The sequence below is a fragment of the Streptomyces araujoniae genome (genome assembly GCF_050871195.1).
Taxonomy (GTDB): domain Bacteria; phylum Actinomycetota; class Actinomycetes; order Streptomycetales; family Streptomycetaceae; genus Streptomyces; species Streptomyces bacillaris.
Window position 1 is genome coordinate 741443 of the sequence record NZ_CP194070.1, and the last position, 21715, is coordinate 763157.

Consider the following 21715-nt stretch of genomic DNA (forward strand, 5'->3'; position numbering starts at 1 on the left):
CCGATCAGCTCTGCTCGGCTCGCGCGGTCACATCTACCTGCTGCGGGTGGCATCCGCCGCGTGTCGTCGCGGCTGCTGACGTTCCCTCAGCGTCCCTCGCGTCCCTGTTGACGCGCCTTCCGTCCGGTCCCGGCATCCCTACGCCACCCGGCCCGGAGCCAATCGTCCCGGCGTCCGTGCTACGGGCCAGGCTGCTGATCGCCGGAGGCCGCTGAAGCCTTGGACGTCCCCGGAGGCCGCTGCACCCTGAGACGTCCCCGGGGAGGCGCCGCACTCTGGGATGCCGCCGGAGGCCGCCGAAGCCCGGGATGGGGCGCTCGGGAAGATCCCGGGCGCCCCGCTAGTTAGTAGAAACGTGAACATTCATGGGGTGCGCGAGCTGGACGTGGTCGTGATCGGCGCCGGGCAGGCGGGGCTCTCCGCCGCCCACCATCTGCGCCGCGTCGGTCTGGAGCCGGACCGGGACTTCGTCGTCCTGGACCACGCGCCCCGGCCGGGCGGCGCCTGGCAGTTCCGCTGGCCCTCGTTGACGTACGGCAAGGTCCACGGGATGCACGCGCTGCCGGGCATGGAGCTGACCGGCGCGGACCCCGACCGGCCCTCGTCCAAGGTGATCGGTGAGTACTTCACGGCGTACGAGGACCGCTTCGACCTGCGGGTCCACCGGCCCGTCGAGGTGCGCTCCGTACGCGAGGGAAGCGGCGGGCGGCTGCTCGTGGAGACGTCCGAGGGGGCGTACGCCCCGCGTGCGCTCATCAACGCGACCGGCACCTGGGACCGGCCGTTCTGGCCGCGCTACCCCGGTCAGGAGACGTTCCGCGGGCGGCAGCTGCACACGGCGAACTATCCGGGGCCGGAGGAGTTCGCGGGGCTTCGGGTCGTGGTGGTCGGGGGCGGGGCCTCGGGTACACAGCATCTGATGGAGATCGCGGAGTACGCCGCCGAGACCTTCTGGGTGACCCGGCGCGAACCGGTCTTCCGCGACGGGCCGTTCACCGAGGAGTGGGGACGGGCCGCCGTCGCGATGGTGGACGAGCGGGTACGCAAGGGGCTTCCGCCGCAGAGCGTGGTGAGCGTGACCGGGCTGCCGGTCAACGACGCGGTGCGGCGCGCCCGGGAGCAGGGGGTGCTCGACCGGCTGCCGATGTTCGACCGGATCACGCCGACCGGGGTGGCCTGGGACGACGGCCGTGCGGTGGAGGCGGACGTGATCCTCTGGGCGACCGGCTTCCGGCCCGCCGTGGACCATCTGGCCCCGCTGAAGCTGCGCGAGCCGGGCGGGGGCATCCGGGCCGAGAACACCCGTGCCGTACGGGACGGACGCGTCCATCTCGTCGGGTACGGGCCGTCCGCCAGCACCATCGGCGCCAACCGGGCCGGGCGCGCCGCCGTGCGCTCGGTGCTGCGGCTGCTGGAGGGGGTCGGTGGACGACGGCGTGCGGAGGAGACGGCCGGCGTGGCGGTGTGACGGGGCGGCGGGGACCGGAGCGGCCATGTGCGAGGGCGGGGGCCGAGGTGGCCGTGTGGCGAGTGTTGGGGCAGGGGCCGTGGGCGGGTGCGGGGGCCGGGGGCCGGGTGACGGCGGGGGCTGGTGAAGACCGCTCCTGCGGGCAGGGGCGGTCAGCCCGTGGCCGCTCGGCGGTTGCGGTTGAACTCCTCGACGTTTCGCTGCTGCTCGTCGTAGCTGTCGGTGAAGCGGGTGTCCCCGGGGGCGACCGTGACGAAATACAGCCAGGGGCCGGGCGTGGGGCTGATGGCGGCGCTCAGGGCCTCCTCCCCCGGGTTGCCGATGGGCGTCGGCGGCAGCCCCTTGCGCACATAGCTGTTGTACGGGCTGTCCAGCTGGGTGTCGGCGGTCGTGGTGTCCAGGGTGGAGCGCTTGAGGGCGTAGTTGATGGTGGAGTCCATCTGCAGCGGCATGTCCTTGAGCATCCGGTTGTAGATGACCCGGGCGACCTTGCCCATGTCGGACGCGGTGTCGGCCTCGGCCTGGACGATGCTGGCGATGGTGGCCGTCTCGTAGACGGTGACGTTGTTGCGCTGCGCTCCGGCGGTGATGTGGTCGGCCCCGAACCGCTTGCGGGCGGTGTCCGCCATGTAGCGCAGGAGGCTGGTGGGGGTGGTGGCCGAGTCGATGGGATACGTGGCCGGGAAGAGGTACCCCTCGGGATTGCCCTCGGCCTGCTCGGGCAGTTCCAGGTCCACCGTCGTCGCGGTCCTGTCCGTGGAGCCGGGCTTCAGGCCGAGCGCCCGGTCGACGGCCTCGTACACCTGTGAGGCGCGCCAGCCCTCCGGGATCACCAGGGTGGCCCGCGGGGGCTCCTGCTTCTTCTCCTTCTCGTCGGAGCCGAGCAGGGAGAGCGGGAGCAGGACGGCGGCCGACACGACGAGCAGCGCGGCGACGACCAGGACGATCTTTCCGCGGCGGGTCGGGCGGAGTCTGCGACGGGGACGGGCGTCCGGGGACTCGTTCACCATGCGGGCACGTTAACCCGGTGCACTCGCCCGGGCCGGTAGCCCGGCTGCGGCGTCGGCTCGGGCGACACGAACGCCGTACCGCACCACCAGAACACACGAACAAGGGATCGGGTGTTCGCTGGAACGCGTGATCGTCACCGGATTCGTCGCTCTTCACCCGTCCGGGGCGGGATGATTGCAGAGCGCAGTCAACGGGCTGCAGACCGCTACTGCGCACGTCCCACACATGCATCACGCACAAGGAGAAAGACCAGATGAACTTCCTGACCAACCTGCTGGCCGGCATCGTCCACTTCGTGGGTTGGCTCGTCTGACCATCGCTCCGCCCGGCGCCGTCGCTCCCCGTCCCACGGGAGCGGCGGCGCCGCTGCGTATCCGCGTGGGCGCCGCTACGGAGCCGTGGCCGGGCCCGTGAAGGGCGGCAGGGCGGCGAACCCGGGGGCCACCGTCACTGCCTCCGCGAGCGCTTCGAGGGTCCGGCGGACCCGGGTGAGCGGGTGGTCCGGGAAGTCCGCGTCCCACCGGTCGTGGTCCGCCGCGTGGAAGGGCAGCCCGCCCCGGACCTCGGGGGCGTACGGATGGGGCCGGAAGTACTGCTCGGGGCCGGTCCTGGCCATCACCACCGCCTCCCGCATCCCGGTCATGCCGCGCTCGGCCGCCTGGATCTTCACCACCGTGCTGCAGGTGGCGCGCGGCACGGTGAAACTGCCGATGAAGGCCTGGCCGCTGGGCTGCCCCGGGAGTGGCAGCTTGAGTATCTGGCGGAGGGCGGGCACTCCGTCGAGCCGCTTCACCGAGGCCTCGATGAGCCCGCCGCCCGCCTCCGCCGTGAAGCGGGTCAGGCCGTGGCGCAGGGCCGGGCCGTCGTCCAGGGCGGCCGGCAGGTCCGGCACCAGGTCGAAGAAGTGCAGGGACAGCACATCGCCGTGGTCGTTCAGCCAGGCGTGGGTGTCCACGGTCCGGAAGCCGGGGAGTCCGACCCCGAGGAGAGCGCTCATGCGCGGCGATCATGCCGTACGGGCGGTGGGGCGGTGCCGTCGGGGTGCGGCTACCGGCTGGGCGTCTCAGGGCGCCGGGACCGGGGCCTGGTGCGAGTCGCGGCGGACCAGCGCGGCGTAGCGGCCGTCCCGGTCGAGCAGCTCCTCGTGGGTGCCGCGCTCGGCTATGCGCCCGCCGTCCAGGACGACGATCTGGTCGGCCTCGCGGACGGTGGAGAGGCGGTGCGCGATGGTGAGGGTGGTGCGGCCTTCGGAGAGTGCGTCGATCGCTTCCTGCACAGCGTGTTCCGTACGGGTGTCGAGGGCGCTGGTCGCCTCGTCGAGGATCAGCACCGGCGGGTCGCGGAGGATGGTGCGGGCGATGGCGAGGCGCTGCTTCTCGCCGCCCGAGAAGCGGTAGCCGCGCTCTCCGACGAGGGTGTCGTACCCGTCGGGCAGGGAGGCGATGTGGTCGTGGATCTGCGCGGCGCGGGCCGCGGCCTCGATCTCCTCGTCGGTGGCCTCCGGCTTGGCGAAGCGGAGGTTGTCGGCGACGGAGGCGTGGAAGAGGTAGGTCTCCTGGGAGACGACGCCGACCGCCCGGGCCAGTGTGTCGAAGTCCAGGTCGCGGACGTCGACCCCGTCGAGCGTGACACGGCCGCCGGTGACGTCGTAGAGGCGCGGGACGAGATAGCTCAGCGTGGACTTGCCGGAGCCGGTGGGGCCGACGACGGCGAGGCTGGTGCCCGCGGGCACGGTCACGTCGATGCCCCGGAGGGTGGGGGTTCCCTTGCCGTCCTGGCCGTCGTAGCTGAAGTCGACGTTCTCGAAGGCGATCTCGCCGCGGATCCGGGGCGGGCGGACGGGGTTCTCCGGCTCGGTGATGTCCACCTCGAGGTCCAGGTACTCGAAGATCCGCTGGAAGAGGGCGAGGGAGGTCTGCATCTGCACACCGGTGGAGAGCAGGCTCACCGCGGGGCGGAAGAGACCCTGCTGGAGCGTGACGAAGGCGACCAGCGTGCCGAGGGAGACGGCGGTGGAGCCCGGCTGTGCCGTGAGTCCGGCGACCCAGTAGATGACGGCGGGCATGGCGGCCATGACGATGCCGATGATCGACATCCGCCAGCGGCCCGCCATGCTGGAGCGCACCTCCAGGTCGACCAGGCGCTCGGACTCCTCGCCGAACCCCTTGGTGAGGGAGTCGGAGCGGCCCATCGTGCGGCCGAGGAGGATGCCGCTGACCGAGAGGGACTCGGTCACCGTGGCGGCCATGGCGGCCATCTGTCTCTGGCGCTGGGTGGTGATCCGCTTCCGCTCCCGGCCGACGCGGCGGCTGATCGCGACGAACACCGGCAGCAGGAGCAGCGAGACGACGGTGAGCCGCCAGTCGAGCGCGAGCATGGCGACGACGGTGGCGATGACGGCGGTGAGGTTGGAGACGAGCGAGGTCGCGGTGGAGGTGACCGTCGCCTGCATACCGCCGATGTCGTTGGCGATACGGGACTGGACCTCGCCCGTGCGGGTCCGGGTGAAGAAGGCGAGCGGCATCCGCTGGAGCTGGGTGTAGACGGCGGTGCGCAGGTCGTGCATGACGCGCTGGCCGACGGTGGTCGAGATCAGGGTCTGCAGGACGCCGAAGACGCTGTTCAGCACGGCGGTGAGGATCATGCCGAGCGCGAGCAGCGTCAGTAGTCCCGTCCGCCCCTGGGGGATGGCGGTGTCCAGGATCTCCCGCAGCAGGAACGGGGAGGCGACCGACACCAGGGAGGAGGCACCGACCAGCAGCCCGACCACGGCGAGCCGGCCGCGATAGGGGTGGAAGAGGCGGAGGATGCGTCGCACCTCACCGGGCGCCCGGTCGGAGAGCGGCCGGGCGTCGGGTGGAGGTGACCACGTGGGTTCGTCGGGCTTCATGGGCTCCTTCGGTGGGCATGAGGAACGGCCGGACGGATCCGACGTTCAGAGCTTAGCTCATTGTTACCTATACTCACAATGAACGGGGTCCTGATATTGTTCCCGTATGGACGTCTCAGATTCCCCCGCCGCCGACGCCCCGGATGCGGCCGGACCGGCCGGCCGGTCCCCCGGTCCCGCCGCCGGTCCCGCGACCGACCCCGGCCCCGGTCCCACTCACGACCGGGGCCGGGACCGGGATCCCGACGGCATGCTCGCCGAGCAGCTGCTGCGGCTGACGCGCCGGCTGCACCGCATCCAGAGCCGCCAGCTGGAGCCGATCGGGATCACCCCGGCCCAGTTCCGGCTGCTGCGGACCGTCGCGAGCTACGACGCGGCCCCCCGGATGGCCGATCTCGCCCAGCGCCTGGACGTCGTCCCGCGCGCCGTGACCACGCTGGTCGACGCCCTGGAGGCGAGCGGGCGGGTCCGCCGCGCCCCCGACCCGGACAGCCGCCGGGTGGTGCGCATCCGGATCACCGACGAGGGGCGCGCCACGCTGCGCTCCCTGCGCAACGCGCGCCGGGCCGCCGCGGAGGAGATCCTGGCTCCGTTGACCTCCGAGCAGCGCGAGGTGCTCGGCGGGCTGCTCTCCGCCCTGGTCGACGGAATGCCGGAGCGCCACTGCTGAGACCGGGTGCGCACGGCCCCGGACCGGGGGCCGTGCACCGTACGACCGCCGAAGGGACGCCGACATGCCGCTGCTGGAGCCCGATCCGGAGGCCCTCCGCCCCCGTACGGCCCGTGACCCCGCCGTCGACCGGGTCACCGACCGGAGCGCGGGCGGCACCCCCGAGCCGCTGCGCTCCGAGCTGGTCGCCCTGCTCGGCGCGGAGAAGGTGCTCTGGAAGATCTCCGACCTCGTCCGGTACGCCTCCGACGCCAGCCCGTACCGCTTCCTCCCCCGGGTCGTGCTCGTCCCCGAGGACCTCGACGACGTCTCCGCGATCCTGTCGTACGCCCACGGCAGGGGCCGCGAGGTCGTCTTCCGGGCCGCGGGCACCAGCCTCAACGGCCAGGCCCAGGGGGAGGACATCCTCGTCGACGTCCGCCGCCACTGGACCGGCGTCGAGGTGCTGGACGACGGAGCCCGGGCCCGCATCCGCCCCGGCACCACCGTTCTGCGGGCCAACACCACCCTGGCGCGGTACGGCAGGCTGCTGGGCCCCGACCCGGCGAGCGCCATCGCCTGCACGGTCGGCGGGGTCGTCGCCAACAACGCCTCGGGCATGACGGCGGGCACCACCCGCAACTCCTACCGAACGCTCGCCTCGCTCACCTTCGTCCTGCCGAGCGGCACCGTCGTCGACACCGCGGATCCCGCCGCCGACGAGGAGCTGGCCCGGGCGGAGCCGGACCTCTGCGCGGGGCTGCTGGCGCTCAAGGCGGAGATCGAGGCGGACGGGGAGCTGACGGCCCGCATCCGCAGCAAGTACGCCATCAAGAACACCAACGGCTACCGGCTGGACGCCTTCCTCGACGGCGCGACGCCCGTCCAGATCCTGCGCGGTCTCATGGTGGGCTCCGAGGGGACGTTCGGCTTCATCGCCGAGACCGTCTTCGACACCCTGCCGCTGGACCGGCGGGTCACCAGCGCGCTGCTCTTCTTCCCGTCCCTCCCGGCCGCCGCTGCCGCCGTCCCCCGGTTCAACGAGGCGGGGGCCATCGCGGTGGAGCTGATGGACGGCAACACCCTGCGCGCCTCGGTCAGCGTGAAGGGCGTTCCGGCCGACTGGGCGGCGCTGCCCCGGGAGACGGCGGCGCTGCTGGTCGAGTTCCGCGCCCCGGACGAAACGGCCCAGGAGGCGTACGAGCGGGCCGCCGCCGAGCTGATGCGGGGGCTGGACCTGGTGGCTCCGGCCGCCTCCGTCACCAACGCGTTCACCCGGGACGCGGGGACGATCGCCGGGTACTGGAAGGCGCGCAAGGCCTTCGTGACGGCGGTCGGCGGCTCCCGCCCCTCGGGGACGACGCTGATCACCGAGGACTTCGCGGTGCCGCCGGACCGGCTGGCCGACGCCTGCGAAGCGCTGCTGGAGCTGCAGTCCCGCCATGGCTTCGACGCGGCCGTGGCCGGGCACGCGGCCCACGGCAACCTGCACTTCCTGCTCGCCTTCGACGCCGCCCGGCCGGCGGACGTCGAGCGGTACGACGCGTTCATGCGGGAGTTCTGCGCCCTCGTCGTGGACCGTTTCGACGGCTCGCTCAAGGCGGAGCACGCCACCGGGCGCAACATCGCGCCGTTCCTGGAGCAGGAGTGGGGCGCACGGGCGACGGAGCTGATGTGGCGGACGAAGCGGATCATCGACCCCGGAGGGGTGCTGGCGCCGCGCATCGTGCTCGACCGTGATCCGCGCGCCCATCTGCGGGGGCTGAAGACCATTCCGAAGGTGGAGGCGGTCGCCGACCCGTGCATCGAGTGCGGTTTCTGCGAACCGACCTGTCCCAGCGGGGATCTGACGACCACTCCGCGCCAGCGGATCGTGCTGCGGCGGGAGATGATGCGCCAGGCGGACGGCTCCCCCGTGGAGGCCGGTCTCCTGGACGCCTACGGGTACGACGCGGTGGACACCTGTGCCGGGGACTCGACCTGCAAGCTCGCCTGCCCGGTCGGCATCGACACCGGGGCGATGATGAAGGGGTTCCGCCACCGCAGGCACACCCCGCGCGAGGAGCGGATCGCGGCGCTCACCGCGAGGAACTTCCGGGTGGTGGAGGCCTCGGCCCGGCTCGCCGTGGGGGCGGGGGACGCCATCGGGGAGCGGGGCGGCGACCGGCTCCTGGAGGCCGTGACCCGGCTCGCGCGCCGGGCCGTGCGCCCCGATCTCGTACCGGAGTGGCTGCCCCAGCTCCCCGGCGCCGCCGCCCGCGAGCTGCCGCGGACCGCCCGCGCCGGAGTGAGCGCGGTCTACTACCCGGCCTGCGTCAACCGCATCTTCGCGGGACCGGAAGCCGCACCCGGCCGGGGCCCCCGGACCGGAGCGGAGCGCGCCCCTTCCCTGGCCGAGTCGGTGGTGGCCGTCTCCGCGCGGGCCGGGAAGCCGGTGTGGATCCCCGAGGACGTGGCGGGGACGTGCTGCGCGACGATCTGGCACTCCAAGGGGTACGAGGAGGGCAACAGGATCATGGCCAACCGGATCGTGGAGGCGGCCTGGGGCTGGACGGGCGGCGGGGCGCTGCCGCTGGTCGTGGACGCGTCCTCCTGCACGCTGGGGATCGCCGAGGAGGTCGTCCCGTATCTCACCGATGACAACCGGGAGTTGCACCGGGAGCTGACCGTCGTGGACTCCCTCGTATGGGCGGCCGACGAGCTGCTGCCGGAGCTGACGGTGTTCGAGAAGGCCGGTTCGGCCGTCGTCCACCCGACCTGCTCGATGGAACACCTGGGCGATGCGGGGCAGTTGCGCACGCTGGCCGAGGCCTGTGCCGACGAGGTCACCGTCCCCGACGGTGCCGGTTGCTGCGCGTTCGCGGGCGACCGGGGCATGCTGCACAAGGAGCTGACCGATTCCGCCACGGCCGAGGAAGCCGCCGAGGTCAACTCCCGTACGTACGACACCTATCTCTCGGCCAACCGCATGTGCGAAATCGGCATGGAACGGGCCACCGGCCACCCGTACCGCTCGGCCCTGATCGAGCTGGAGCGGGCCACCCGGCGGCCCCGCGGGCGAGGCGCCGAGGGCTCCGAAAAGGCCTGATCGGCGCGGTTCCGCAGGCCCCGACTGGTTGAACCAGTCGGGGCTTTCGTGTGCCCCGGAGAAAAGTCCATGGTTTGCGCACGGGAGTCCAATCGGGCTCTCTTGCGCACCATCAGCCTCACCGTCCAGGGTCCTACCGAGGCCCGGTCCCTGCGCGCCCGCGCCCGCAGGGGACCGGCCCCGCTCGCGCACGTCCAGAACCCCCACACCCCACCTGGAGGCTCGATGAACGACGACGCCCGGCCCGGACAGACACCGCGGGACCTCCCTCCGCCGAGCACCGGTGACGAGGTGAACCGGCAGGATCCCAGCCGTCGTTCGGTGCTGTGGACCACGGCGGGCGTGGCCGGCGCCGGACTCGGGCTGAGTTCCCTGGCGGGCGGTTCCGCGGCGGCGGCCGGGAGCGCCGCGCCGGAGGCCGCCGAGGCCGTACGGGCCGCGGAGGCCGTGGCCGCCGTCCCCGCCCGGCAGGGCCGCACGATGACGGACGTCCCCTTCGAGCGGCGCTCGACCGTGCGGGTCGGGATCGTGGGCCTCGGCAACCGGGGCGACAGCATGATCGACCTCTTCCTGGCCGTCCCCGGCGTCCGGGTCGTGGCGGTCTGCGACCCGGTCCGGGAGAAGACGGTGAAGGCCGCCGCCAAGGTGACGGCCGCCGGGCAGCCCGCCCCCGCCGTCTACGCCAAGGGCGAGGACGACTACGTCAACCTCTGCCGGCGCGGGGACATCGACTTCGTCTATGTGGCCACCCCCTGGGAGACGCACTTCCCGATGGCCAGGGCGGCGATGCTGAACGGGAAGCACGTCGGTGTGGAGTGCCCGATCGCGATGCGCCTGGACGAGCTGTGGCAGCTCGTCGACCTCTCCGAACGCACCCGGCGCCACTGCATGCAGCTGGAGAACTGCTGTTACGGCAAGAACGAGATGCGGGTGCTGCGGATGGCGCACGCCGGTCTCTTCGGGGAGCTGCTGCACGGCGCGGGGGCGTACAACCACGATCTGCGGCAGCTGATGTTCGACCCGGACTACTACGAGGGCCCGTGGCGGCGGCTCTGGCACACCCGGCTGCGCGGTGACCTCTACCCCAACCACGGGTTCGGGCCGGTCGCCAACTACATGGACCTCAACCGGGGCGACCGGGCCGTCTCCATCACCAGCGTCGGCACCCCCGCCCTCGGCCTCGCCGCGTACCGGAAGGAGCACATGCCGCCGGGCGACCCGAGCTGGAAGGAGTCGTACATCGGCGCCGACCGGACGATCAGCCTGGTGCAGACCGCCCGGGGCCGGGTGATCCGGCTGGAGCACGACGTGTCGTCACCTCACCCGTACTCCCGGATCAACAGCCTCGGCGGCACCCGGGGCGTCTTCGAGGACTATCCGGAGCGGATCTACCTGGAGCCCACGAACACCAACCACCAGTGGGACGACTTCAAGAAGTACGCCAAGTGGGACCACTGGCTGTGGAAGGAACACGCCAACCCGCCGGGCGGCCACGGCGGGATGGACTACATCATGGTCTTCCGGCTGATGCAGTGCATGCGGCTCGGGCTGGTCCCGGACTTCGACGTGTACGACGCGGCCGTCTGGACGGCCCCCGTGCCGCTGAGCCATCTCTCCATCAAGGCCAAGGGCGCCCCGCTGCCGATACCGGACTTCACCCGGGGCGCGTGGAAGAAGGCCAGGTCGGGCATGGACTCGGAGAAGCCCGCCGCCTGACACCACGGGGTCCCGGGCGGCTCGGCCCGGGACCCCGGCGGGCCGGTGCGGGAGCGGTGGAGCAGCCGCGGGAGCGGTCACCGCGCGGCGGCGGGAGCACCGCGAAAACCGGTTGCCCCCGGAGACGGTGGAAGGCGAACCTTGCACGGTTTGGTCACCCCGTATCCGCACGGCCCCGCACAGGCCGGGCGCGTACCGAGCCCTGGGACGTCATGCAGATTCGCGATCTTCCGTACAAGGACCCCGGCGACCCCGACGTACGGTCGGGCCCCCGCTTCCTGTACTGGCTCGGGCGCAATCAGCTCGGCGGACAGCTCAAGGCCCTCGGCTGGGGTCTGCTCCACCAGCTGAGCATCGCCGGGTTCCCGATCGGTGTCGGCCTCGGTGTGCAGGCCGTCGTGGACCGCTCCGGATCGCGCCTGGCGCTCGCCTGCGGTCTGGTCGCGCTCCTGGGCGTCACGATCGGCCTGGGCGACACCATGCTCCACCGGACGGCCGTCACCAACTGGATCACCGCCGCCGCCCGGGTGCAGCAGCTCCTGGCGCGCAGGACCGCGGAGCTGGGCTCCGCCCTGACCCGGCGGGTCGCGGCCGGTGAGGTCGTGGCCGTGTCCACCGGGGACGTGGAGAAGATCGGCTGGTTCGTGGAGGCGCTCTCGCGCTTCGCGGCCGCCGCCACCGCCCTCGTCCTGGTCTGCGTGGGACTGGTCGTCTACCTGCCGTCCCTCGGCGTGCTCGTCGCCGTCGCCATGCCGGTGCTGGCCCTCGCCGTGCTGCCGCTGCTGCCGCCCGCCACCCGGCGCGCCGACGAGCAGCGCGAGAAGGCGGGCAGGGCGACCGAGCTGGCCTCCGACACCGTGGCGGGGCTGCGGGTGCTGCGCGGCATCGGCGGCGAGCAGCTCTTCCTCGGCCGCTACCGCCGCGCCTCCCAGGAGGTACGCAGGGCGGCCGTGCGCTCGGCCCGGATGTGGGCGCTGATCTCGGCGGTGCAGGTGCTGCTGCCGGGGCTCCTGCTGATCTCCCTGATCTGGTACGGGGCGACGCTGGTGCGGGACGGCCGGATCGAGGTGGGCCAGCTGGTCACGGTCTACAGCGCGGCCACGCTCATGATCTTCCCGCTCCGTCATTTCGAGGAGATCGCGATGGCCTACTCCTTCTCCCGGCCGTCCGCGCAGCGGGCCGTCCGGGTGCTGTCGCTGCGCCGCGGCGACCTGACGGCCACCGCGTCGGGCCTTCCCTCGGGCGATCTGTACGACCCCGCCACCGGGCTGATGGCCCCTCAGGGGCAGTTCACCGCCGTCGTCAGCGGCGACCCGGACCGGGCGGGACGGCTGGCGGAGCGGCTGGGCGGCCACGCCCGGACCGGCGACGACGACGGCGAGGAGGCGGCGGAGACCCCGTCGGTGCTGCTCGGTGGCGTGGCGCTGGACGAACTCCCGCTGGAGACCGCGCGGACCGCCGTCCTGGTCCAGGACAAGGACCCGGTGCTGCTCTCCGGCACGCTCCGGGAGCTGCTGGACGTGCCGTCGTCCGGCCTGGTCACCGCCGAGGCGGCGCTGGAGGCCGCGCAGTGCGGCGATGTGCTCGCCGCCCTCGCCCAGGCCTCCCCCGACCACGACGGCGACCCGATGCGGACCCGGATCACCGAGCGGGGCCGGTCGCTCTCCGGCGGCCAGCGCCAGCGCCTCGCGCTCGCCCGGTCGCTGATCACCGACCCGGAGGCGCTGGTCCTGGACGAGCCGACCTCCGCCGTCGACTCGCACACCGAGGCGCGGGTCGCCGCCGGGGTGGCGGCGCTGCGCCGGGGCCGTACGACGGTCGCGTTCGCCTCGTCCCCGCTGCTGCTGGACCTGGCGGACCGGGTCGTCCTGGTCCACGAGGGGTCCGTGGTCGCCGTGGGCACCCACCGCGACCTGCTGCGCACCGAACCGCGCTACCGGGCGGTCGTCACCCGCGAGACCGACGAGGAGGCCGCGGCTGACGACGTCACGGTCCCCGCCCTGAACAACGTCCCGCAGAGCGCCCAGGAAATCGAGGAGAGGGCATGATCGGCGTCGCACCTCCGGCGTACGACCCGGCCGCCCCGGAGTCGGCCACCACACTTCCCGTCGGCACCCCGACGACCGTACGGGGCTACGTACGGGGTCTGCTGCGGCGCCACCGCACGGCGTTCGCGCTGCTGATCGGCACCAACGCGGTGGCGGTCATCGCGTCGATCGTCGGTCCGTATCTGCTCGGCGGGCTGGTGGAGGACCTGTCCGACGGGGTCACCGACCTCCATCTGGAGCGCACGGCCGCGATCTTCGCGCTGGCGCTGGTGGTCCAGACGGTCTTCACCCGGTCCATGCGGCTGCGCGGGGCCATGCTGGGCGAGGAGATGCTCGCCGATCTGCGCGAGGACTTCCTCGTCCGGTCGGTCGGGCTGCCGCCGGGCGTCCTGGAGCGGGCCGGGACGGGCGATCTGCTCTCCCGGATCACCACCGACATCGACCGGCTGGCCAACGCGATGCGCGAGGCCGTGCCGCAGCTGGCGATCGGTGTGGTGTGGGCCGGGCTGCTGGTCGGCGCGCTCACCGTGACGGCTCCCCCGCTGGCACTGGCCGTGATCGTGGCGCTGCCGGTGCTGATCGTGGGGTGCCGCTGGTACTTCCGGCGGGCGCCGTCCGCGTACCGCTCGGAGGCCGCCGGTTACGCGGCCGTCGCCGCCGTGCTGGCGGAGACCGTGGACGCCGGGCGGACCGTGGAGGCGCACCGGCTCGGCGGGCGCCGGGTGGCGCTGTCGGACCGGCGGATCACGGAGTGGACGGCGTGGGAGCAGTACACGCTCTTCCTGCGCTCGGTGCTCTTCCCGGTGGTCAACGCCACGTATGTGACGATCCTCGGCGCGGTCCTGCTGCTCGGCGGCTGGTTCGTGATGGAGGGGTGGCTGACGGTCGGACAGCTGACCACGGGGGCGCTGCTGGCCCAGATGATGGTCGACCCGATCGGGATGATCCTGCGCTGGTACGACGAACTCCAGGTCGCCCAGGTGTCGTTGGCGCGGCTGGTCGGCGTACGGGAGATCGAGCCGGACGCGGGGAGCGCGGAGGTCGGGCCGGAGGGCCGCGACGTGCGGGCCGACGAGGTGCGCTTCGGCTACCGGGAGGGCGTGGACGTCCTGCACCGGGTGTCGCTGGACGTGGCGCCGGGCACCCGGCTCGCGCTGGTGGGCCCCTCGGGCGCGGGCAAGTCGACGCTGGGCCGGCTGCTGGCCGGGATCTACGCCCCGCGCACCGGTGAAGTGACTCTCGGCGGAGCGGAGTTGTCGCGGATGACGGCGGAGCGGGTCCGGGAGCACGTGGCCCTGGTCAACCAGGAGCACCATGTCTTCGTCGGCTCGCTCCGGGACAACCTGCTGCTGGCCCGGGAGGGGGCGCAGGACGCCGAGCTGTGGGCCTCGCTGGCCGCGGTGGACGCCGACGGCTGGGCGGAGGCGCTGGAGAAGGGGCTGGACACGGAGGTCGGTTCGGGCGGGTTCGCGCTGACCCCCGCGCAGGCCCAGCAGATCGCGCTGGCCCGGCTCGTGCTGGCGGACCCGCACACGCTGGTCCTGGACGAGGCGACCTCGCTGCTCGACCCGCGGGCCGCCCGCCACCTGGAGCGTTCGCTCGCCCGGGTGCTGGAGGGCCGTACGGTGGTGGCGATCGCGCACCGGCTGCACACGGCCCATGACGCGGACGTGATCGCGGTGGTGGAGGACGGCCGGATCAGCGAACTGGGCAGCCATGACGAGCTGGTGGCGGCGGACGGGGCGTACGCGGCGCTGTGGCGGTCCTGGCACGGGTGAGGGTGCCCGGGGGTCCCGGAGGGCGGCCCGCGGACGGTGCCGCGGCCGGCCGTACGCCGGGCCCGGCGGGTCACCGCTCGGACGGCGCCCGGTCGGTCAGCGCACGGCCGGTGTGCGGTGGGCCGGTGTGCGGCGGGTCAGCGTACGGTCGGTGAGCGGTGGGCCGGTGTGCGGCGGGTCAGCGTACGGTCGGTGAGCGGTGGGGCTGGAGGAGCTGGTCGACCGGGGCGTGGTCGTCGGTGAGGATCCGGGCGTCCCCGGTCCAGGCGGTGACGGTGCCGCCCGTGGCGATCCGCCAGTCCGTCTCCCGGGTGTCCAGGGCCTCCTGGATGGCCGACGCGTCGAAGGGCCGGTCGGCGGCGAGCACCACCATGTTGCCGCCCACCGGGACGGCGGCCGGGTCCAGGCCGATGTCCACGGGGGCGCCGACCACGGCGACGTACCGGAACACCGAGGCCAGCGTGGCGACTTCGGCGCGGGCGAACTCCAGCCGGCCGTGGTCGATGAGGTTGACCGCGTACAGCCCGTCGTCCCTGAGCACCCGCCGTACGTCCCGCAGCGCCTCCGACGTGGTGAGGTGCCACGGCACGCTGACGCCTCCGAAGGCGTCCCCGACGACGAGGTCGCGACTGTCGTCCTCCAGGCGCTTCAGGCCGAGCCGGGCGTCCTCGACCCGGACGTCGATGCCGGTGGAGGCCCCGAGGTTCAGCCGTTCGCGGTCGATGCGGACGATCCCGCCGTCGATCTCGGAGACGAGGCTGCGGGTGCCGGGGCGGGTGGCCGCGAGATAGCGGGGGAAGGTGAGGCCGCCGCCCCCGATGTGGTGGGCGGCGAGCGGCTCGCCCGCGGGGAACGCGGTGTCGACGGCGGCCGCGATGGCGCGTACATAGCCGAACCTGAGGTACGTCGGGTCCTCGACGTCGACGTAGGAGTGGCGCAGCCCGTCCAGGACGAGGGTGCGGCCGGTGGCCCGCTCGGGGTCCGCGACGACCCGGGCGCAGTGGTAGCGGGTCTCCGCGTCGCAGCCGCCGGGGGCGAACGCGGTGGCGAGGGAGCCCACGACGACGGTGGCCAGCGCCACGGCCGAGGCCCGGCGCCAGCGGCGGGCCCGCCAGCCCGTCAGGACCGCGCCGATCACCAGCAGGGTGCCGAGGCCGATCAGGATGGAGCTGACGGGCAGCCGCGAGATCAGGACGAAGCCGGTGAGGACCGTGCCGACGATGGCGCCGAAGGTGCCCACCCCGGAGAGCCGCCCCACCACCGTCCCGGTCTCCGCGAGGCTGGTGAGCCGCAGTTTGGTGACGAGCGGGGTCACCGCCGAGAGCAGGGCGCCCGGCACCAGCAGTGTGCCCGCCGCGACCAGGAGCAGAGCAGGGGCCGCCCACTCCGCGGTGGTGCGGAGCAGCAGCGGGGTGAGCGCGACGACCACGCCGGAGAATCCGAGGGCGGGGGCGATGAGCCGGTGCGGGTCGGTCCGGTCCGCGACCCGCCCGCCCAGCCAGGAGCCCAGGGCGATCGCGGTGAGGGCGATGCCGATGACCAGGGTGCTGGTTTCGAGGGTGAGACCGAGGTACGGGGCCAGCAGGCGCAGGGCGACGATCTCGACGACCAGCACGGCGGCCGAGGAGCCGAACACCAGCACCGCCGCGGCGCGTTGGCCCATGCCACGGTCGCGGGGCGGCCCCTCGGGGGCGGGAGAGTCATCGGCCGCGGGCGGGGAGGACGGTGTGGTCACCGCAGCATCCTCGCATGCGGGTGCGGGAACTCCGGGCGGCCGGAGGGCGCTTGGATCCCGGTCACTAAGTTGATTAGTATGCGTGGCCCAGCCTCCGCACGGCCCCTCGGTCGGCGGCCGAGGAAGAAGGAGCCCTCCCCCGTGGCCTCCCACCGTCGTCCCAAGCAGTCCTCCAGCCAGGGTTACGCGTCCGTGCTCACGGCGACCGCCGCGGTGAGCGTCGCGCTCTCCGCCTCTCCGGCGTCGGCCGACCCGCTGCCCGATCCGAACAAGAAGGGCGTGCAGGCGCAGATAGACCGCCTCCACGAGGAGGCGACCCAGGCCACGGAGAAGTACAACGGGGCGAAGGAGAACGCGGAGACGCTGCGCAAGGAGGCGGACGACCTCCAGGAGGCCGTGGCCCGCAAGCAGGACGACCTCAACGAGCTGCGGCGCGGGCTCGGTTCGGCGGCCACCGCCCAGTACCGCAGCGGCGGGATCGACCCCTCGGTGCGCTTGCTGCTCTCCTCCGACCCGGACGCCTATCTGGACGAGGCGGCGGTCCTGGACCGGCTGAGCGCACGCCAGTCGCAGGCTCTCCAGCGGTTCCTGTCCGAGCAGCGCGGCCTCCAGCAGAAGCGCACCCAGGCCGGTACGAAGCTCACGGCCCTCCAGGACACCCGCAAGGAGCTGGGGAACCGGAAGAAGGAGATCCAGGGCAAGCTGGCCGAGGCGCAGCGGCTCCTCAACACGCTGACGGCCAAGGAGCGGGCCGAGATCGCCGCCAAGGAGGAGCGCGCCAACCGGACCAGCGAGCGGGTCCAGCTCGGCAACGAGGCCAGCGCCTCCGGCATCACCGCGGGGGCCTTCGCGGCGGCCAAGACCCGGGTCGGCATGCCGTACGTCTGGGGGGCCACGGGCCCGGGGTCGTTCGACTGCTCGGGGCTGACCTCCTGGGCGTTCCGGCAGGCGGGCGTCAGCCTGCCCCGCACCTCCCAGGCCCAGGCCAACGCCGGGACCCGGATCAACTCCATCGGCGCGCTCAAGCCCGGCGACCTCGTCATCATGCGGACCGACCTCAGCCATGTCGGCTTCTACGCCGGGAACGGCCAGATCCTCCACTCGCCGAAGCCGGGAGCGGTGGTGCGCTACGAGTCGATGGCGCGCAGCGGGATGCCGTTCATGTGGGGCGTACGGATCTGAGGCCGCGCCCCCGCCCATGGCCGGGAGAGCGGAACCGGGGCCGCGGGCGGGGAGGGGCGGGGACCGTCACCCGAGTCCGGCGTGGCAGGTCAGCAGGACGGGCAGCAGCGGGGCCATGAGGGCGCCGGTGCCGACCGTGCAGCGGAGCGCCGGATGGGCGCCGGGCTGCGGGGTCAGGACGCGGCGGAGGCGGATGACGACCGACGCGCCGCCGACCGCGAGCGTCCCGCGCGGCGCCCGCCCGGCGGCCAGCGTGAACATCGCCGTGGCCAGCGCGTGGTGCGGGGAGCGGCGCAGGGCCCGGTCGTCGGCGGCCATCTCCAGCAGCAGCGGGATCTGTTCCCGCAGCCCGCGGGCGAGGGGCAGCCCGGGGAAGACCCAGGCGAAGGCGTGGGCCGCCGCGAGGAGCAGATGGTGGCGGCCGTGGATGTGGGCCCGCTCGTGTTCGACGACGGCGCCGAGTTCGTCGCGCGAGAGGGCGTCGACCGCACCGCTGCTGACGACGACCCTCGGGCGGCGGCCCGGCAGGCAGTACGCGGCGGGCTCGGCGTGCTCCACCACCGTGGCCCGCAGCCGCGCCGAGGGGCGCCCCACCTTGTCCAGCACGTCACGGTGGCGGGCGCGCGCCGCCCGGGCCCGTACGGCGTGGAGGGCGAAGCCGGTCAGATGGGCGGCGAGCAGCACGACGAGCGCCACCAGCCCCCAGGAGACGCCCTGGCCGCCGTCCGTCTCACCGCCGCCCAGGCCCAGGGCAGCCCGGCAGGAGTAGAGGATGCCGTGCAGATGCGCCCCGGGGGTGGTCAGGTGCGCGGCGGCCAGTTGCACGCAGAGCGAGAGGGACGCCGCGAGCGCGAACCACACGGCGACCGCCAGCAGCGGTGCGCGCTGCGGCCAGGCGCTGCGGAGCAGCACGCGCGGGGCCAGTACGCCGACGGCGGCGGCGTAGCCGAGGAAGGCGGGGGCGGCGTTCACAGCTCGCCGCCCCGGCCCGTCGCCCGCAGCGCCTCGCGCAACGCGGCGACCTCGTCGTCCGTCATCCGCTCGACGAAGTGGACGAGGGCGGCCGAGCGGTCCCGGCTCGCCCCCAGGGCGTCCTCCATGAGGGCCGCCGCATACGCCTCGCGGCTGCGCACCGGCGTGTAGAGCCACGCCTGCCCCTGCTTGCGCCGGGTCAGCCAGCCCTTGTTGTAGAGGATGGTGGCCACGGTCATCACCGTCGTGTAGGCGGCGGGACGGCGGAGGTTGATGTCGTCGACGACCTCGCGGACCGTCGCCGGTCTGTCCCAGGTCCACAGACGGTCCATGATCTCGGCCTCCAGCTCTCCGAGCCGTCGCATGCCCCGTCCCTACTTCCGTCCCCGCGCCCTCTTCCGATGCGCCCGCGTCCACATTCTAGGTTCGCGCGGCAGCTTCGGGAGTACGCGTCGGACGGGTGCGCGCGGCGGGCGTCACCGGCGCGCGAGCCGCTTCTCGATGAGGGCGCGGAACTCCTCGTACGAGGCGGGGTTGGGGATCCTGAGCCCGTCGACGAAGAACGTGGGCGTGCCCTGGACCCCGAGGCCGAGGCCGTCGCGCTGGTCGGCCTCGATCCGTTCGGTGGTCGCCGGGTCGTTCAGCGCGGCGGTGAACTTCTCCATGTCGAGGCCGAGTTCCCGGGCGTACGCGCGGAAGAGCGCCTCCTTGGACTCGGTGGCCTCGCCCCACTGGGCCTGGGTGGTGAAGAGCTTGCCGTACATCTCCTCGAACTTGCCCTGCTGGGCGGCGGCCTCGACCGTACGGGCGGCGAGCAGGGCGTTCCTGTGGCCCGGCATCGGGAAGTAGCGGGCGATGAAGGTGACCCGGTCCCCGTACTCCGCGCGCAGCTTCTCCACAGCCGGGTAGACCGCTCCGCACGCCTCGCACTCGAAGTCCAGGAACTCCACCACCGTCAGCTCGCTCCGCTCCGGCGAGGTGAGCCGGTGGCTGGATTCCCGTACGGGCTGGGCCTGGGCGGCGGCTTCGACCTCCACCATGCCCCGGTCGCGGTCCTCGGGTGCCAGCAGCAGGAAGGAGCCGAGGCCCGCGGCGAAGGCCGCCAGGATCACTGCGGCGACGATCAGATGCTTCTTCACGGTTCGTTCGTCCTCACGGAACGGGCCGGGCACGGCGGTGGCGCTCGGATGCCCGGCGGGGCAGGACGGGCCCCGTGGGACCCGTCAGGGCAGGCAGAGGCCGCCGGCCGGAGTCGGTCCGGTGCACAGGGGCGGCGCGAGGACGGTGGTCGGAGGGGCCCGCCCCGACCGCAGCCGCGCGAGGACGGCCGACTTCGGGCGCCGGGCGCGCCCCCGGGCCCTGCCGTGCGGCCACGGGACGCCGGGGTCGCGGGCCACGGGCCGTACGAGGGTGAGGAGGCGGCCGACCGCCGCCAGCAGGGGCCGGCCCCGCCCGAGCAGGAGTTCCGTCAGGCCCAGGGCGCGGGCCGCGACGAGCAGGGCGGCCAACTGCCCGGAGAGCAGCACGCCCGAGGGGACATGGGCGGTCGCGCCGTGCCCGGCCCAGAGCGGCACCCCGCCCGCGCCCACCGCACGGCAGACGCCGGGCAGCGCGTACACGAGGTGGTAGGCGAGCTGGGAGACGGCGAGGACCCCCACGACCTGGGTGTCCGACAGCCGCCGCCGGGTCAGCACCACGGCCGCCGGGCCCGCGACCGCCCCGGCCGTCCCGGCGAGCACCCACGCGGGGGCCTCGCAGCGGGCGAGCAGATGGGCGGCGAGCGGCAGCGACACGCACAGCACCGCGAGCGCCCCCGCCCGCACCCCGCGCACGAACCCGGCCGCCGGGAAGGCGGGGCCGGGCGGGCGGAGCGACGGCATACCAGGGGCTTTCGGGGAGAGCGGGTGACGGCAGGAGAGAGGAGGACCGGGGTCGGCCCGCGCCGCACGGCCGCGCACGCACCGGCAGCGTACTCGCCGCACCTCCCCCGCCCTCCGACGGGTCGCGGGTCCGCCGGCCGGGCGGCGGTCCGAATAGGGATGCGGGGCCGATCGGCCGGATGGTCGAATCGTCCGATGTACAGAGATGACGACGGCACGGCCGAGATCCTGGACCGCGGGCGCTTCCCCGAAGCCCGCACCCCCTGGGACGAGCCGGATCTCCGGGCGGAGGCCCTGGAGTGGGTGACGGGGCGGCTGGCGGACCACGGGCTGCGCGAGTGCGGCCGCCGGGAGGTGCGGCTGCGCCCCTGGTCGGTGCTCGTGCGGTGCTCCGTCTCCGGTGGCCCCGGTGACCGGCCGGTGTGGTTCAAGGCCGTGCCTCCGGCCGCCGCCTTCGAGGCGTCCCTCACGGCCGCCCTGGCGGACTGGGTGCCGGACCATGTCCTGGCGCCGCTCGCCGTCGAGGCGGAGCGCGGCTGGTGCCTGCTGCCGGACGGCGGGCCGCTGTTGCGGCGGGTGCTGGACGAGGGCGCGGGCACGCTCGCGGACTGGGAGGACGCCCTGCGGAGCTACGCGGAGATGCAGCGGGCGCTCGTCCCTTGTGCGGAGAAGGTGGCGGGTCTCGGGGTGCCGAGCGCCCGCCCGGACGAACTGCCGGGCCTCTTCGACACGCTGGTGGCGGAGAACCGGGCCCTGACCGGGGAGGAGCGGGCGGCGCTGGGGGCGCTGCGGCCCCGGCTGGTGGAATGGTGCGAGGAGCTGGCCTCGGCGGGCGTGGCCGCCTCGCTGGACCACGCCGATCTCCACGACGGCCAGCTCTTCCGGCCCGCCCCCGGCCGGTTCACCTTCTTCGACTGGGGCGACGCCCTGGTCGGCCACCCGTTCTCCAGTCTGCTGGTCCCGGTGCGGTCGGCCGAGGACCGGTTCGGCCCCGCGGCCCTGCCCCGGCTGCGGGACGCCTATCTGGAGCCGTGGACGGGCGACGGGGTGACGGCGGGTGAGCTGCGGAGGGCGGTGGGCCCGGCGTGGCGGCTGGCGGCGCTGGGCCGGGCCGCCTCCTGGGGGCGGATGTTCCCCGCCCCCGGCACCCCGGCCGCCCCCGGAGGCGCCGAGGCGGCCCACTGGCTGCGCGAGCTGCGCACCCCGCCGCCGCTGTGATCCCGGGCCGCCGCAGGTCCACCGTGCGGCGGCCCGTTCACCCCCGCCAGGAGGCGCGGCGGGGTGCATCCGGTGAGGAT

At 73.7% G+C, this 21715-nt stretch carries 16 protein-coding genes; 8 read left to right on the forward strand and 8 right to left on the reverse strand.

Annotation, left to right across the window (positions count from 1 at the left end):
• Window positions 1-370 precede the first annotated feature (370 nt).
• On the forward strand, window positions 371-1468 hold the full coding sequence (locus tag ACQ9ZG_RS02955) for an NAD(P)-binding domain-containing protein (protein ID WP_499279823.1): 1098 nt from the start codon (window positions 371-373) through the stop codon (window positions 1466-1468).
• A 152-nt stretch (window positions 1469-1620) separates the two neighbouring features.
• Here the strand turns inward: ACQ9ZG_RS02955 and mltG are convergent, their stop codons facing one another.
• The 3 genes from mltG to ACQ9ZG_RS02970 form a co-directional block, all read right to left on the reverse strand.
• Window positions 1621-2478: an endolytic transglycosylase MltG gene (gene mltG / locus ACQ9ZG_RS02960; protein WP_109916749.1), complete on the reverse strand. Its 858-nt coding sequence runs from the start codon at window positions 2476-2478 to the stop codon at window positions 1621-1623.
• Window positions 2479-2867: 389 nt separating this feature from the next.
• Entirely contained in the window at window positions 2868-3476 is a 609-nt protein-coding gene (locus ACQ9ZG_RS02965) for a hypothetical protein (RefSeq protein WP_109916748.1), read from the reverse strand.
• 66 nt (window positions 3477-3542) lie between these two features.
• Window positions 3543-5369: an ABC transporter ATP-binding protein gene (locus ACQ9ZG_RS02970; protein ID WP_109916747.1), complete on the reverse strand. Its 1827-nt coding sequence runs from the start codon at window positions 5367-5369 to the stop codon at window positions 3543-3545.
• Between the two features lie 106 nt (window positions 5370-5475).
• Between ACQ9ZG_RS02970 and ACQ9ZG_RS02975 the strand changes: the two genes are divergently transcribed.
• From ACQ9ZG_RS02975 to ACQ9ZG_RS02995, 5 genes are all read left to right on the forward strand, one after another.
• Entirely contained in the window at window positions 5476-6039 is a 564-nt protein-coding gene (locus ACQ9ZG_RS02975) for a MarR family winged helix-turn-helix transcriptional regulator (RefSeq protein ID WP_499279830.1), read from the forward strand.
• A gap of 64 nt (window positions 6040-6103) precedes the next feature.
• The gene (locus tag ACQ9ZG_RS02980) at window positions 6104-9106 is read left to right on the forward strand and encodes an FAD-binding and (Fe-S)-binding domain-containing protein (protein ID WP_499279832.1); all 3003 of its coding nucleotides are present in this window, start codon (window positions 6104-6106) and stop codon (window positions 9104-9106) included.
• A 225-nt stretch (window positions 9107-9331) separates the two neighbouring features.
• The gene (locus ACQ9ZG_RS02985) at window positions 9332-10822 is read left to right on the forward strand and encodes a Gfo/Idh/MocA family protein (protein WP_499281567.1); all 1491 of its coding nucleotides are present in this window, start codon (window positions 9332-9334) and stop codon (window positions 10820-10822) included.
• Between the two features lie 212 nt (window positions 10823-11034).
• A complete protein-coding gene (locus ACQ9ZG_RS02990) occupies window positions 11035-12870 on the forward strand; it encodes an ABC transporter transmembrane domain-containing protein (RefSeq protein WP_109916324.1) in 1836 nt (611 codons plus the stop codon).
• Complete coding sequence (locus ACQ9ZG_RS02995; RefSeq protein ID WP_109916323.1) at window positions 12867-14648, forward strand: ABC transporter ATP-binding protein; 1782 nt, start codon at window positions 12867-12869, stop codon at window positions 14646-14648. The genes ACQ9ZG_RS02990 and ACQ9ZG_RS02995 overlap by 4 nt, the downstream gene beginning before the upstream one ends.
• Window positions 14649-14826: 178 nt before the next feature.
• On the opposite strand, the gene ACQ9ZG_RS03000 is transcribed toward ACQ9ZG_RS02995, so the two are convergent.
• On the reverse strand, window positions 14827-16383 hold the full coding sequence (locus ACQ9ZG_RS03000; RefSeq protein ID WP_109917275.1) for a fused MFS/spermidine synthase: 1557 nt from the start codon (window positions 16381-16383) through the stop codon (window positions 14827-14829).
• Window positions 16384-16524: 141 nt separating this feature from the next.
• Here ACQ9ZG_RS03000 and ACQ9ZG_RS03005 point away from each other — a divergent pair, with 141 nt between their 5' ends.
• A complete protein-coding gene (locus ACQ9ZG_RS03005) occupies window positions 16525-17565 on the forward strand; it encodes an NlpC/P60 family protein (protein WP_109917274.1) in 1041 nt (346 codons plus the stop codon).
• 66 nt (window positions 17566-17631) lie between these two features.
• Here the strand turns inward: ACQ9ZG_RS03005 and ACQ9ZG_RS03010 are convergent, their stop codons facing one another.
• The 4 genes from ACQ9ZG_RS03010 to ACQ9ZG_RS03025 form a co-directional block, all read right to left on the reverse strand.
• Window positions 17632-18537, reverse strand: coding sequence for a M48 family metalloprotease (locus tag ACQ9ZG_RS03010; RefSeq protein WP_165272506.1), 906 nt, complete (start codon window positions 18535-18537; stop codon window positions 17632-17634).
• A complete protein-coding gene (locus ACQ9ZG_RS03015) occupies window positions 18534-18902 on the reverse strand; it encodes a BlaI/MecI/CopY family transcriptional regulator (protein ID WP_018492542.1) in 369 nt (122 codons plus the stop codon). The genes ACQ9ZG_RS03010 and ACQ9ZG_RS03015 overlap by 4 nt, the downstream gene beginning before the upstream one ends.
• A 111-nt stretch (window positions 18903-19013) precedes the next feature.
• Entirely contained in the window at window positions 19014-19676 is a 663-nt protein-coding gene (locus tag ACQ9ZG_RS03020) for a DsbA family protein (protein WP_109914365.1), read from the reverse strand.
• A gap of 84 nt (window positions 19677-19760) precedes the next feature.
• Entirely contained in the window at window positions 19761-20417 is a 657-nt protein-coding gene (locus tag ACQ9ZG_RS03025; protein ID WP_499279837.1) for a hypothetical protein, read from the reverse strand.
• Between the two features lie 195 nt (window positions 20418-20612).
• On the opposite strand from ACQ9ZG_RS03025, the gene ACQ9ZG_RS03030 reads away from it, so the two are divergent.
• On the forward strand, window positions 20613-21635 hold the full coding sequence (locus ACQ9ZG_RS03030; protein ID WP_499279838.1) for a phosphotransferase: 1023 nt from the start codon (window positions 20613-20615) through the stop codon (window positions 21633-21635).
• The last annotated feature ends 80 nt before the right edge of the window (window positions 21636-21715 follow it).